This window comes from Streptomyces sp. NPDC094032, from assembly GCF_040303965.1.
Lineage (GTDB): Bacteria > Actinomycetota > Actinomycetes > Streptomycetales > Streptomycetaceae > Streptomyces.
Window position 1 is genome coordinate 206,932 of the sequence record NZ_JBEOUE010000006.1, and the last position, 12,164, is coordinate 219,095.

The following is a 12,164-nucleotide window of genomic DNA, read 5'->3' on the forward strand; positions in this document are numbered from 1 at the left end:
GGATTCCGGTCGCGGGCGAATTCCACGGAGGGCGGAGGCGTGCACACGCCTCCGCCCTCTTCCGTTCCCGCCTCCGGTACCGGGTGCGGCGAGTTTCGGCCGACAGGTCTCGGCCTGTCGTGCGAGGGGTGCTAGCAGACTTGGGCTCCCGACGGGGTAAGTTTGCCAACTGCGCACCGCACATGAACGGTTGACCTCTACAGTGGGTGCTTGGTGATCATCGGTAGTCTCATCACACCCACGCAGCAATCCTCCCCCTAGCGCACCCCCGTAGTACGCCGATTCCTGGGCACGTACCAAGGACACTCATGTCTCAACTTCGCGCACCCGCCCCGCGGTCCGAACGCCGCGAGGGCGGGCGCCACGGCCGGCCGGGCGCCCGCAGCGCCGCCGGTCAGACCGGCGCCGGCTCCGTCTCGTCCCCCGCGCCGCTTTCCAGCGAGGCGCGCATACGCCCCCAACTCCTGCGTACCTCCGTGCTCCCGGCCGTCGCGGTCGCGCTCGGCGGCGCGGCCGCCGTGCTCTTCACCATCCGCTCCACCGGGGCCGAGGTCACGCCGGGCCTGTGGGCCGCGCTCACCGGAGCCGCCGCGCTCACCGTCGCCTCGGTGACCGCCGCCGCGCTCGGCGCCGACCGGGCCGCCAAGACGGTCCTCGACCGCGCCAACGCGCTGCGCCGCACCAGTGCCCGAGGGCAGAGCGAACTGCGTGCGGTCGTCGAACAGTTGCGCAGGGGCGAGACGCCGGAGACCCGCCCCGCGATCCCGGCCGGCACTGGATCGAGTGATGAATTCGACCTGCTCGCAGGGGAACTGACGCGCTCTCACGAAGCCGCCGTCAGCGCGGTGGTGCAGGCCTCGCGGCTCTCCAGCAGCGTCGGAAACGAACAGAAGGTCGAGGTCTTCGTGAACCTCGCCCGCCGGCTCCAGTCCCTCGTCCACCGCGAGATCCAGCTCCTCGACGAGCTGGAGAACGAGGTCGAGGACCCCGAGCTGCTCAAGGGCCTGTTCCACGTCGACCACCTCGCGACCCGCATCCGGCGGCACGCGGAGAACCTCGCCGTCCTCGGCGGCGCCATCTCCCGCCGCCAGTGGTCCAACCCGGTCACCATGACCGAGGTGCTGCGCTCCTCCATCGCCGAGGTCGAGCAGTACCCGCGGGTGAAGCTGGTCCCGCCGATCGACGGTACGCTGCGGGGCCATGCCGTGGCCGACGTCATCCACCTGCTCGCCGAACTGGTCGAGAACGCCACCCTGTTCTCCGCTCCGCACACCACGGTGCTGCTGCGCGCCCAGTACGTCACGGCCGGCCTGGCCATCGAGGTCGAGGACCGCGGCCTGGGCATGCCCGTCACCGAGCAGAACAAGATGAACGCCCTGCTCGCCGACCCCGACCAGGTCAACGTCGCGCACCTGCTCCAGGACGGGCGCATCGGCCTCTTCGTGGTCTCGGCCCTCGCCCGGCGCCACGGCATCGCCGTCCGGCTCCAGTCGAACATCTACGGCGGCGTCCAGGCCGTCCTGGTCCTGCCGCAGGGACTCCTCGGCGCCGACCCCGAGGGGCTGGCCCGCACCGAGAACCGGAGCGCGGCCGGCACCCCGGCCGCCGCCCCGCAGCCCCAGGCCGCGACCGCCCAGGTCCAGGCCGCGCACCCGCAGGTCCAGGCCGCCCCCGCGCCCGCTCCGATCCCGGCGTCCGCCCCGATCCCGGCGGTGGCACCGGCCGGGGCTCCGGCCCCCGTTCCGGTCCATGCCCCGGCCCCGGCCCCGGTGGCACCCTCCGTCCCCGCGCCCGCGTACCTGCCCCCGCCCGCTCCCGTACCGGCGCAGGCACAGGCGCACGCGTCGCACCACGGGCAGACGCATGGACAGGCGCACGGGCAGATGCACGCACAGGGGCACGGGCAGGCGCACGGAGCGCCGGTCCCGCCCGTCCCGGTCTACGCCGAAGCGGCCCCCGCCGCCCCCGGCCTGCCCGGTGTCCCGTCCCAGCCCGGCCACGCCGAGCCCGCCCGGCCCGGCGGAGCCTTCCCCGCCCCGACGCCCGAGGTCCCCCCGGCCCCGCGCGCCGGAGCATCGGGCAGGCCCGACCTCCCCAAGCGGCGCGCCCAGGAACACCTCGTCCCGCAGCTGCGCGACGAGCCCACGGCCCGCAAGCCCGAGGAGCACGCCCTGCACGACCCGGGCCTGATGGCCGCCTTCCAGCGCGGCATCGGACTCGCAGAATCCCAGCCCGCCCCCCGCGAACCGCTGCGTCCAGGCGACGCGCACAAGGAGTAGATGCACCATGGCGAGCAATGCGCCGCACGGCCATTCCTCGGATCTCGACTGGCTGCTGAGCGGTCTGGTCCAGCGGGTCCCCTACACCCGTAACGCCGTTCTGCTCTCCTCCGACGGCCTGGTCAAGTCCGTCCACGGCCTCGACCCCGACGCGGCCGACCACATGGCCGCGCTGGCCTCCGGGCTCTACTCGCTCGGCCGCAGCGCCGGCGCGCGGTTCGGCGACGGCGGCGAGGTGCGCCAGGTGGTGGTCGAGCTCGACTCCACCCTGCTCTTCGTCTCCACGGCCGGATCCGGCACCTGTCTCGCCGTCCTGGCGGGCCGCGAGGCGGACGCCGCCGTCCTCGGGTACGAGATGGCGATGCTCGTCAAGAGCGTGCGGCCGTATCTGGTCACCCCGGCCAGACAGGCCGCCGGCGCGGCGGGCAGTGCGGGACAGTGAGCATGGGGTCCCACCAGGAAGGACCCTGGCTCGACGACGCGGCCGGCCGGCTGATCCGTCCGTACACCGTCAGCGGTGGCCGGACCAAGCCGACCGCCGCGCTGGACCTGCTCTCGATGGTGATGGCGACCGGCACCAGCCCACAGCCGCACATGGGTCCGGAACACAGCCTCGCCCTCGGGCTGTGTGGCGGACCCACCTCGGTGGCGGAGATCGCGGCGCACTTACGGCTCCCGGCCGTCGTCACCAAGGTCCTGCTCTCCGACCTCGTGGACTGCGGGGCGATCACCGCCCGCGCGCCCCGCTTCCACGCCAATCCAACCGACCGTTCCTTGCTGGAGGCAGTGCTCGATGGCCTACGACAACGGCTCTGAGCGCCACGACAGTTTCGCCGCCGACTCCTTTCCCACCGCGCTGAAGATCCTGGTGGCGGGCGGGTTCGGGGTGGGCAAGACCACCTTCGTGGGCGCCGTCAGCGAGATCGAACCGCTGAGCACCGAAGAGCTGCTGACCTCGGTCAGCGCGGCCACCGACAGCCTGGAGGGCGTGGAGTCCAAGACCACGACCACCGTCGCCATGGACTTCGGGCGCATCACCCTCGACGACCGCAACGTGCTCTACCTGTTCGGCACCCCCGGCCAGGAGCGCTTCTGGTTCATGTGGGACGAGCTCTCCGAGGGAGCGCTCGGAGCGGTCGTCCTGGCCGACACCCGGCGCCTCCAGGAGTGCTTCTCCGCCGTCGACTTCTTCGAGCGCCGGGGCATCGGCTTCGTGGTCGCCGTCAACGAGTTCGACGGGGCCCACCGCTACGACCCCGACGAGGTGCGGTCGGCGCTCGACCTCAAGCCCACCGTGCCGGTCCTGCTCTGCGACGCCCGGATCTCCAGCTCCGGCATCCGCACCCTGCTGACCCTCGTCCAGCACCTCCTCACCACCATCCCGGCCGCCGTGCCGAGCTACGGAGCCACGACATGACCTACGACCCGACCGGTCATCTGCTGCTCACCCCCATCGACAACGAGGCGCCCACCCGGGTCCGCCGCCTGCGCGAACTGGGCCTGGGCGAGCAGCCCGACCCGGCCTTCGACGAATTCGCCCGCCGCCTCGCGGAGGTGACCGGCGCGCCCTTCTCGATGGTCAACTTCATCGACGAGAACCGTCAGTTCTTCGCCGGGCTGCACACCCCGGCGGGCACCCACTCGGGCTCCGACCTCGGCGCGGCCGCGGCCGGCAGTGGTGGTGTCGGCCGCTATATGGCCCGGGACCATGGCTACTGCCCCCATGTGGTGGTCCGCCGTAAGGCCCTGGTCCTGGAGGACGTCTGCGACTACCCGCGGTTCGCGGGCAACCCGGTCGTGGACGAGATCGGCATCCGCTCGTACATGGGCGCCCCGCTGATCGACCGAACCGGGGTCGCGCTGGGCACCATCTGCGTGGTGGACACCGACGCGCATCCCTGGGGGCGGGTCGGCCTGGAGACGATCAAGGCGATGGCGGCCGAGCTGGTGGAGCAGATCCACCGCCGTGAGGACGGCCTGATCTGACGGCACCGCCGTCACCTCGTACGGGTGCCCCGGCGTTCGGCTCCTTCGCCGGACTCCGGGGCACGGTTCTTCGGTGGACTCCTTCCGGACTCCTTCAGCAGCTCGCGGGCTCCATGCGGACCACGTCGGACAGGCGCTCCGACCAGCTGCCCTTGTCCTGTCCGAGGGCGACCTCGGCCAGGCGGAGGAGCTGGATGTCGGAGGTGCCGGCGGGGGCGAAGATGTGGTGCGCGTCGCGGAGGTACCGCTCGATGGAGCGGTCGGTGAAGAGTCCCGCGGCGGCGTGGATCTCCATGGCGTTGCGGCCGGAGTCGATGGCGGACTCGACGTTGACCAGCTTGGCGTTCATCAGCTCGGTGTCGCAGGACATTCCCTGATCGAGGAGATGGACGGCGTGGTAGGCGGCGAGCCGGGCCGTCATCAGACGCGACTGCATCTGGCCCAACTTGAGCTTGACGGTGGGGAGATCGGCGAGCGGGTTGCCGTAGCGGATCCGCTCGGTGGCGAACCGGGTGGTCTCCTCCAGGATGGCCTGATGGATACCGAGTGACACGGCCGTCAGATTGGCCCTGCCGTACAGAACGCTGGAGGAGTACGCGACGGCGAGGCCGTCCCCCTCGTCGCCGAGCCGGTTGGCGGCCGGTACGCGGCAGTTCTCGAAGACGAGTTCGCCGAAACTGAACCCGTGCAGGCCCATGGCCGACTGTTGGGGACCGGTCCTGAACCCCGGACGATCGGATTCGACCAGAAACGCGGTGAGTCCCTTCGATCCGGGACCGGTCCTGACCACGACACCGTGGAGATCGCCGACATGGCTGTTGCCGACGTACACCTTGCGGCCGTTGAGGATGTAGTCGTCGCCGTCACGTTCCGCGGTCGCGGACATGCCGAGGACGTGACCCCCGGATTCCGGTTCGGTGACCGCGATGGTCGGCAGGCACTCGCCGGCGGCGATGGCCGGGAGCCAGGTCTTGCGCTGCTCGTCGCTGCCGAAGTGCACGATCTTGGCCGTGCCGAGCTGCGAGGCCTGGACCATGGCGCCCATCGCGCCGCTGACCCGGGACAGCTCCTCGATGATGATGGTTTTGGCCAGATGGCCGGCGCCCATCCCGCCGTACTCATGGCTGATAGTCGCGCCCAGCCAGCCCTGTTCGGCGATCAGCCGGGACAGTTCGAAGTGGACCGAGCGTGACGCCTCCATCTCCGGTATCCGTGGCCGAACCTCACTCTCCGCGAAGTGCCTCACCGTCTCACGGAGTTGATGATGCAGTCGGCTGCTGAAGTAGCCGTCCATACGAGTCCTCCCCTGCGAAACTCCTGCTCGCCTAGTGGACCGAGCAGGTGGTGCATCGGCAGTGGTCCCGTCCCGAACAGGCCGACCACTTCATGGTGTTGATCTTTCTCAGAGGGATCAATATCGCCACCAAGTTTGTCCGAAACAGGGACCATTGACGATTCTTTCCGACTGTGTTGTGTGCGATGTTGGCCTGCTCAGTCCGGCCCGATGGTCATTCCCCGAGGGCATCTTTCTGCCACATGCCAATGGCAAAGGTTTCGTGGGCATATGGCGGCGAGGCCGGTCGGGTCACCTCATACGCCCCTTCTTCACCAAACGGGCGGCATTCCGGAACCACCCCCGAGGGGCGCTCGCCCCGGAAACACAAGGCCTCCGACGTGTAGGACGCCTTCCGGGCGCCTCCCGCGCGCCGCGATAGGGGCGCACGGAGGCATTGCCCGGCGCGGCGGCGCGTCACCGAGGGTAGGGGGTGCGAGTGACGGAGCGTGCGCGGGCGCGTACGCCGTTCCGCGCCCGTCGACCGCCGGGAGGCCGTACGGTCGGAACATGGCCACTTCCGAGGACGTGCGCAGGATCGCCCTCTCGCTGCCCGAGGCGGTCGAGAAGCAGGCCTGGGGCAAGCCCACCTTCCGGGCGGGCCAGGGCGGCCGGATGTTCGCCGCGCTCGACGACGACGATCAGGCGATGGGCGTGAAATGCCCGAAGGAGGACCGGGAGGAGCTGATCGCCGCCGAACCCGCGAAGTTCTTCCTGCGCGAGGGGCACGACGACGGATACGCCTGGATCAGGGTCCGGCTCGACGCCCTCGACGACGAGGAGGAGCTCCGGGCGATCCTCACCGACTCCTGGCGCCAGGCCGCGACGCGCGCGCTGCTGGACCGGCACCCCGAGACCGGCGGGATCACCTGAGGAAGGCGCCGATCCGCGCCCGCAGGGCCGCCGGGTCGAGGCCCTGCCCCGTCAGGTGCTCCTCGACCGTCCCGTACCGGCGCAGCTCGCGGCGCCCGATGCCGAGCCCCAGCACCCGGTGCGGCACCTCGGCCAGCGCGTCGTTCGCGGCCGCCGTCGAGGTCCCTTCGAGATACGGCTCCACCAGGACCACGTCCGGCCGGGCCGCGGCCGCCGCCCGGCGCAGCGTCGCCCCGTCGAAGGGGCGCACGGTCGTCGCGTACAGCACACTCACGTCGAGCCCCTCCGTGGCCGCCAGCACGTTGTCGAGCATCGGCCCGACCGCGACGACGACACCCCGCGCGCCCTCGCGCACCACACTGAACCCGCTCCGCGCGCGCGGCCGCGCCGAGGCGTTCGCGTGCACCGACAGGCGCACGTACACGGACCCCTCGCCCGCCACGGCCTCCCGCACCAGGGCCTCCGCCTCGTCGGGGTGCCCCGGCACGTGCACGGTCCACCCGTCCAGCGTGTCCATCAGCGCCACATCGCCGGGCGACATATGGGTGAACCCGCCGGCCGGCCAGTCGTACGAGCCGCCCGCGCTGACCAGGACGCCGTCCACCCCCTGGTGCCCGAAGTCCAGCTTCAGCTGCTCGAAGGGCCGCTCGACCAGGAAACTCGCGAAGGTGTGCATGAGCGGCCGCATCCCGGTGAGGGCGATCCCGCCGCCCGCCCCGATGAGCAGCTGCTCACGGATTCCGACGTTCAGCACCCGGTCGGGGTGCCGCTCCAGCGCGCGCTGGAACCCGTCCTTGCTGATCTCGGCGAGCACGATCGCGAGCCGCGGGTCCTCGTCGAGCAGGCGGCCGGCGGTGGCGATGAAACGATCACGCATGGTGTCCACGGAAGGGGTCTCCTCGGGGTGCCGGAAGGTGGGTGCGGGTCAGCCGCTCTTGGGCTCGACGCGGGCGACGACGGCGCGCGGCCGTCCCGGGTGCGGGGCGGTGAAGGCGGCGTACAGGGCCTCGTGATCGCGCCCGTCCACGGCCTCGGCGGACCACCCGGCGGCCTCGAAGCGGGCGACGATGCCGCCGGGCCGCCCGTAGCTGGCGGAACCGTTGTCGATCACCACCGTGTGCAGCTGCTCGAGCCCGGCCGGCCCGGCGTAGCCGATGGCCTCGTGGTTGCTGCCCTCGTCGAGCTCGGCGTCGCCGATCAGGACCCACACCCGGGGGTCGGTGAGCCCCTGCGCCCGCAGCCCCAGCACGCTCCCCACCGCGAGCGGCAGCCCGTGCCCGAGCGACCCGCTGCCGATCTCGGCCCCCGGCACGAGCGTCCGGTCCGGGTGATGCCCGAGCGGCGACCCGTACCCCCCGAACCCCCCGAGCAGCTCCTCCCCGAAGAACCCCTTGGCGACGAGCACCGCGTAGTACGCCATGGGCCCGTGCCCCTTGGACAGCAGAAACCTGTCCCGCCCCCGATCACCCACCGTCCCGGGCGAGACCCGCAGCACACGGTCGTAGAGGACCCACAGCGCGTCGAGGGTGGAGGTGGCGGCGGTGGAGTGCTTCTCGTCCCCGGTCATCAGGCCCATCAGCCGATGCAGCTCACGGACGGCGCCTTCCGGTGCCTGAGGCGCGTACGTCGAGTTCGTCATGACCTCCACGGTGCTACCTCAAGCGCACTTGAGGTCAAGGCTCGAACTGGTTCGTGACCACCCGGGGAAGTGCGGTATGGTTCTCATGCACGTCGGGCCGGGGAAACCCGCAGGTCAGACGGGCAACGGGACGTGGCGCAGCTTGGTAGCGCACTTGACTGGGGGTCAAGGGGTCGCAGGTTCAAATCCTGTCGTCCCGACTTGCGAGTACGCAGGTCGGAGGCCGTATCGGAAGAATCCGATACGGCCTTTACGTCGTTTTCGGGGACCAGTTGGGGCTGAGGGTGCCGGTGGCCGCAACCTCGCCGCGATCGAGGCCACGGCCACCGATGGAATTCAGCGAGGCTGGAACAGTGAGCTGTCGTAGTCGCTGAAGAGCAGAGGCATGTTCCGGTGGAAATCTGATGCCGTCGTGCTGGCGGTGAGGTCGGAGCAGAGTGTCGTCTGCCAGTACCAGTACCCGCGCGCGTTGATGAGGCGGTCCAGATATTCCTCTACGGAATAGTCGGTGTGATGCAGTTCCTCGCCGAAATAGTGGTAGGCGACAGTCGGGAGGATGTGGCCGTCAGCACCGCGAATAAGAGCCGCACATGCTTCCGATGTGAACTTGTCGAACGGCAGGACCGGTCGAAATTCTTCGTCACCCTGGAACCAGGTGACCCCCTGCCAGTCGCCGAGTACTTCCGCAAGGGGGAGAATGTTGATTGCGCCACGAACGTCAGGAACCTTGATGTGTTCCCATTCGAGGTGGAATGATCCTACCTCTGCGTAGAGGTCGACGAGACCCTGGGGCAGTCCCTCACTTGCCGTCTCGGCGCCTTGCTCCAGGTCATGTGAGGATGCCGGCTCTGTGAGGCTGTATTCAAGGACGCGGATGGCTGGGTCCTCGCTCAGTTCGGATGCGAGTGCCTGCAGGCGGCCGTGAATGCTCTCCATTGATTCTTTCTCCTGGCGTGCTGAAGGTGATGGGTTAGAAGTTGTCGATATCGATTGCGATCCAGCTCTTCTGGATCTGAAGCCTTGGGAAATCCGCAGGCTGAACCTCTCGGCCGGTTCCCGGAGAATAGAACGTCACCTCGGCGTGAATCTTCCCCGGGATGTACTGGCTGTACAGCTGGTCGAAATCTGTCGCGTCCTGTCCCGCAAGCCCCACTTGCGCACCCGTCGGGTGGGTTGTGTAATCGGCTGTGACGTGATATTCCGCATCGCAGAGCCCTCCGCCTACCAGCCTTTTCACCTCCTGCTCGATTTGCACGCTGTGCTGCCTGTTCCCTGACTGCGTCAACGGGACGAGATTGCTCAGGGTATTACCTGGACCGCCCAAGTTGTGGTTGAGTAGATGCCCCTGCACCATCTGCCGGGAGAACCAGCCCGCCAGGGGAGCATTTCCCGTGGGCCACCAAGCAGGCTTGGTCGAAGGCGGACCTCCCCCTGTCTGCTGTCCGGCTATGAGGTCCGCCCGCATCCCGCTACCGCTTCCACCCGGAGCCCACAGGGGGTCGTAGCTCACCGTGCTGTTCTGCTGCCCCAGCCTGGGTACGCGCTGGATCGTCACGTCCTGCCCGTAGTCGCCGGAAATGGCGGCCCGTTGAACAGCCTCCGTTTCATGCCCGCCCGCCGTGAAGCCTCCGCTCATGACGCGGGTGGCGTTGGCTTCGGCCTCCCTCTCGTACCGGTCGGACGGGTCGCTGACCCGAAGGCCGTTGCCGTTGTCGGTGCCGGCGACGGGCCCCTGCCGTTGCTGGATGACATGGGTCAGTTCGTGGGCAAGCGTGTGCTTGTCGGCGCCGCCGTCCCCGAGCACGACGTGGTGGCCACTGGTGTATGCGTGGGCCCCGATCTCCGCGGCCGAGGCGCGCGCACTTGAGTCGTCGTGGATGCGGACGTCGGAGAAGTCGGTGCCGAGGCGGGCTTCCATCTCCTCGCGCAGTGGCGCGTCGAGCGGGCGGCCGGTCTGGCCCAGGACGCTGTGGACGGCCGAACGCTGTACGGGAGCGGGTTGCTCGTGACCACATCCGGCACCGTGCTGATGTTGCTCCTCCCGCTGCACGGACGGCTGTGCGTACGGGTATCCCGAGAGCTGGAGAGCGTGCGTGACGGCGGAGTTCCCGGCGATCCGCTGCAGGGCGAGGAGACCGGTGGCGTCCAGCGGCGGTCGACCGCGGGGCGCCGGTGAGCTGTTGGTCGGCTGGTGGGTCTGGCGCTCACGTTGGGACAACTGCGTTCCTTTCGAGTAAAGGATCAGACAGAGTCACGAGACCCTTTGCTCGGATGTGTCACGAGGCGCGTTGGGGCAACCCTCGGGGCATGAGCTCATGCCCGTCCGACCGTGAAGCCTGTACGGGGCGCCAGGGGAGGCGGCGTGCCTCCGGGGCGAGTTGTGCTCCTCCGCGTCAGGCCCGGCCGGAACGACCTCGTTCCGGTCGGGCGTCGTGTGTGTGGGCCGAGTGGGGGGAATCGGGGGTGGCGCGTGTGCGTCGTGGCGACAGGGGGTGTTGGCGGCACGTGTATCGGAGGCATGCGTATTTCACGTTTCTTCGCCCGTACCGTCGGGTGGCCCCTCGGGCTGGTGTTCGTCGCGACGGCCTGTGCCGGCAGTAGCGCCGAGCCGGGGTGGTCCTCGGGGCCCACGGCCTCGTATCCCGCCCCGCTCAGGGACCTGCCGTCCCACGGCTCCTGTCCCTTGGCCGTGCCCGCGCACTGCTACACGCCCGACCAGGTCCGCAGGGCGTACGGCATCGACACGCTGGGCGCCGCGGGGCTGACCGGCAAGGGGCGGGTCATCGCCGTCTACGACACCGTCGTGCCGCCCACCCTGGAAGCGGACCTGAGGACCTTCAGCGCGCGTCTTGGACTCCCGGCGCCCGACCTGACCGTCAAGCGGCGGCCCCTCGAAGGCGGGGAGAAGCCCGGGAGGTTCGACCGCGACAGTCCCGCCGCTCTGCTCGCCGCGCTGGAGACCACCCTCGACGTGCAGATGGCGCACATGGCGGCGCCCGACGCCCGGATCGTCGTCACCGAACTCGTCCTGCCCGCGCCGGCGCACGCGCCGTCCCCCTCGCCGTCCGGCCGCCCCGTCCGCCCCGCCTCGAACAAGCCGCACTACACCGAGCCGAAGACCGCGAAGGAGACCGGGGAGGTGATCGGCGCCATGATCGCGGAAGGGGTCGAGGACAGTCTGCGGGACGACAGGCCGGACGTGCTGTCCCTCAGCTACGGCTTCCCCGAGTGGGTCGCCGCGGGGGACACCGGCGGGCCCGTCGAGATGTTCGAGCAGATGGGCCGGGCCTTCGCGGACGCCGCGAAGGCGGGCACCACCGTGGTCGCCGCCGCCGGGGACTGGGGCGCCGCCCCGCCCGTCGGCAAGGGCGGCGCCCCGGTCCGTACCGCCAACTGGCCTTGCTCCGCACCGGAAGTGGTCTGCGTCGGCGGGACACGGCTGCACCTCGACGCCGACGGGCGGCGCATCCGCCCCGACACCGTCTGGAACGACCTGGCCCTCGGCCACGGAGCCACCGGAGGCGGCCCCTCCCAGACCTTCGCCCGGCCCGCGTACCAGGCGGGGGTGGCGCGGACCGTCGGCGGGCGGCGCGGCACCCCGGACATCTCCATGGACGCGGCCTACGACGGGGCCACGCTGATCTACCAGAGCTTTCTTCCGGAAGGCGCCGGCTGGTACCCCGCCGCGGGCACCAGCGAGGCCGCGCCCTTGTTCGCCGCCCTCGTCGCCCTCGCCCACGAGAAGGCCGGCCGGCGCATCCCGAACCTCCACGAGAAGCTGTACGCGATGGCCGGCGAGCCCGGGTCGGGGATCGTCGATGTCACCGACGGCGACAACGGCGTCGACGGGCTCGGCTACCGGGCGACCGACGGATACGACCTGGCCTCCGGGCTCGGTACGGTGAACGCCGCCGTGTTCGTTCCGGCGTTGGCCGCGGGCTCCGGCGCCGCGCCGAGGGCCAGCCGGTGACGCCGACCTGCTCCAGCGAGTCCGCGAGCGAGCGCCGGGCGTGCTCGTGGTCGGCGTCCAGGAAGACATGCTGTAAGGAGGGGG

At 70.3% G+C, this 12,164-nt stretch carries 12 protein-coding genes and 1 tRNA gene; 8 read left to right on the plus strand and 5 right to left on the minus strand.

Going from position 1 to position 12,164, the window contains the following annotated elements; genetic code table 11:
- The first annotated feature begins 308 nt into the window (after positions 1-308).
- From ABTZ54_RS12050 to ABTZ54_RS12070, 5 genes are read left to right on the plus strand one after another with little or no spacing between them, the layout of a single operon-like run.
- Entirely contained in the window at positions 309-2,279 is a 1,971-nt protein-coding gene (locus ABTZ54_RS12050; RefSeq protein ID WP_351660567.1) for a sensor histidine kinase, read from the plus strand.
- A 7-nt stretch (positions 2,280-2,286) separates the two neighbouring features.
- Positions 2,287-2,721, plus strand: a complete 435-nt coding sequence (locus ABTZ54_RS12055; protein ID WP_351660570.1) for a roadblock/LC7 domain-containing protein — start codon at positions 2,287-2,289, stop codon at positions 2,719-2,721.
- Positions 2,722-2,723: 2 nt separating this feature from the next.
- Positions 2,724-3,095 (plus strand): DUF742 domain-containing protein, encoded by a 372-nt coding sequence (locus tag ABTZ54_RS12060; protein WP_351660572.1) that lies wholly within the window; start codon positions 2,724-2,726, stop codon positions 3,093-3,095.
- Positions 3,073-3,696 (plus strand): GTP-binding protein, encoded by a 624-nt coding sequence (locus tag ABTZ54_RS12065; protein ID WP_351660575.1) that lies wholly within the window; start codon positions 3,073-3,075, stop codon positions 3,694-3,696. Before ABTZ54_RS12060 ends, ABTZ54_RS12065 begins: the two co-directional genes overlap by 23 nt.
- On the plus strand, positions 3,693-4,265 hold the full coding sequence (locus ABTZ54_RS12070) for a GAF domain-containing protein (RefSeq protein ID WP_351660577.1): 573 nt from the start codon (positions 3,693-3,695) through the stop codon (positions 4,263-4,265). Before ABTZ54_RS12065 ends, ABTZ54_RS12070 begins: the two co-directional genes overlap by 4 nt.
- Before the next feature lie 94 nt (positions 4,266-4,359).
- Here the strand turns inward: ABTZ54_RS12070 and ABTZ54_RS12075 are convergent, their stop codons facing one another.
- Positions 4,360-5,559 carry an acyl-CoA dehydrogenase family protein gene (locus ABTZ54_RS12075; RefSeq protein WP_351660580.1) on the minus strand — a complete coding sequence of 400 codons (1,200 nt, stop codon included), beginning with the start codon at positions 5,557-5,559 and terminating at the stop codon, positions 4,360-4,362.
- A gap of 549 nt (positions 5,560-6,108) precedes the next feature.
- Between ABTZ54_RS12075 and ABTZ54_RS12080 the strand changes: the two genes are divergently transcribed.
- Entirely contained in the window at positions 6,109-6,471 is a 363-nt protein-coding gene (locus ABTZ54_RS12080; RefSeq protein ID WP_351660583.1) for an MmcQ/YjbR family DNA-binding protein, read from the plus strand.
- Here ABTZ54_RS12080 and ABTZ54_RS12085 read toward each other — a convergent pair.
- Complete coding sequence (locus tag ABTZ54_RS12085) at positions 6,464-7,357, minus strand: transketolase family protein (RefSeq protein ID WP_351660586.1); 894 nt, start codon at positions 7,355-7,357, stop codon at positions 6,464-6,466. The two genes, ABTZ54_RS12080 and ABTZ54_RS12085, sit on opposite strands and share 8 nt — an antisense overlap.
- A 39-nt stretch (positions 7,358-7,396) precedes the next feature.
- Positions 7,397-8,110: a thiamine pyrophosphate-binding protein gene (locus ABTZ54_RS12090; protein ID WP_351660589.1), complete on the minus strand. Its 714-nt coding sequence runs from the start codon at positions 8,108-8,110 to the stop codon at positions 7,397-7,399.
- Between the two features lie 126 nt (positions 8,111-8,236).
- Between ABTZ54_RS12090 and ABTZ54_RS12095 the strand changes: the two genes are divergently transcribed.
- A tRNA-Pro gene (locus tag ABTZ54_RS12095) sits at positions 8,237-8,310 on the plus strand.
- A 136-nt stretch (positions 8,311-8,446) separates the two neighbouring features.
- On the opposite strand, the gene ABTZ54_RS12100 is transcribed toward ABTZ54_RS12095, so the two are convergent.
- Together ABTZ54_RS12100 and ABTZ54_RS12105 are read right to left on the minus strand one after the other, a co-directional pair.
- Entirely contained in the window at positions 8,447-9,046 is a 600-nt protein-coding gene (locus ABTZ54_RS12100) for a hypothetical protein (RefSeq protein WP_351660592.1), read from the minus strand.
- A 34-nt stretch (positions 9,047-9,080) separates the two neighbouring features.
- The gene (locus ABTZ54_RS12105) at positions 9,081-10,328 is read right to left on the minus strand and encodes an eCIS core domain-containing protein (protein ID WP_502997235.1); all 1,248 of its coding nucleotides are present in this window, start codon (positions 10,326-10,328) and stop codon (positions 9,081-9,083) included.
- A gap of 300 nt (positions 10,329-10,628) precedes the next feature.
- Between ABTZ54_RS12105 and ABTZ54_RS12110 the strand changes: the two genes are divergently transcribed.
- Positions 10,629-12,080 (plus strand): S53 family peptidase, encoded by a 1,452-nt coding sequence (locus ABTZ54_RS12110; RefSeq protein ID WP_351660595.1) that lies wholly within the window; start codon positions 10,629-10,631, stop codon positions 12,078-12,080.
- Positions 12,081-12,164: the final 84 nt, after the last annotated feature.

What these genes read in the sequence shown, in the direction of transcription:
- ABTZ54_RS12050 (WP_351660567.1), top strand. Translation starts at nt 309, where the DNA reads ATGTCTCAACTTCGCGCACCCGCCCCGCGGTCCGAACGCCGCGAGGGC.
- ABTZ54_RS12055 (WP_351660570.1), top strand. Translation starts at nt 2,287, where the DNA reads ATGGCGAGCAATGCGCCGCACGGCCATTCCTCGGATCTCGACTGGCTG.
- ABTZ54_RS12060 (WP_351660572.1), top strand. Translation starts at nt 2,724, where the DNA reads ATGGGGTCCCACCAGGAAGGACCCTGGCTCGACGACGCGGCCGGCCGG.
- ABTZ54_RS12065 (WP_351660575.1), top strand. Translation starts at nt 3,073, where the DNA reads ATGGCCTACGACAACGGCTCTGAGCGCCACGACAGTTTCGCCGCCGAC.
- ABTZ54_RS12070 (WP_351660577.1), top strand. Translation starts at nt 3,693, where the DNA reads ATGACCTACGACCCGACCGGTCATCTGCTGCTCACCCCCATCGACAAC.
- ABTZ54_RS12075 (WP_351660580.1), bottom strand. Translation starts at nt 5,559, where the DNA reads ATGGACGGCTACTTCAGCAGCCGACTGCATCATCAACTCCGTGAGACG.
- ABTZ54_RS12080 (WP_351660583.1), top strand. Translation starts at nt 6,109, where the DNA reads ATGGCCACTTCCGAGGACGTGCGCAGGATCGCCCTCTCGCTGCCCGAG.
- ABTZ54_RS12090 (WP_351660589.1), bottom strand. Translation starts at nt 8,110, where the DNA reads ATGACGAACTCGACGTACGCGCCTCAGGCACCGGAAGGCGCCGTCCGT.
- ABTZ54_RS12100 (WP_351660592.1), bottom strand. Translation starts at nt 9,046, where the DNA reads ATGGAGAGCATTCACGGCCGCCTGCAGGCACTCGCATCCGAACTGAGC.
- ABTZ54_RS12110 (WP_351660595.1), top strand. Translation starts at nt 10,629, where the DNA reads ATGCGTATTTCACGTTTCTTCGCCCGTACCGTCGGGTGGCCCCTCGGG.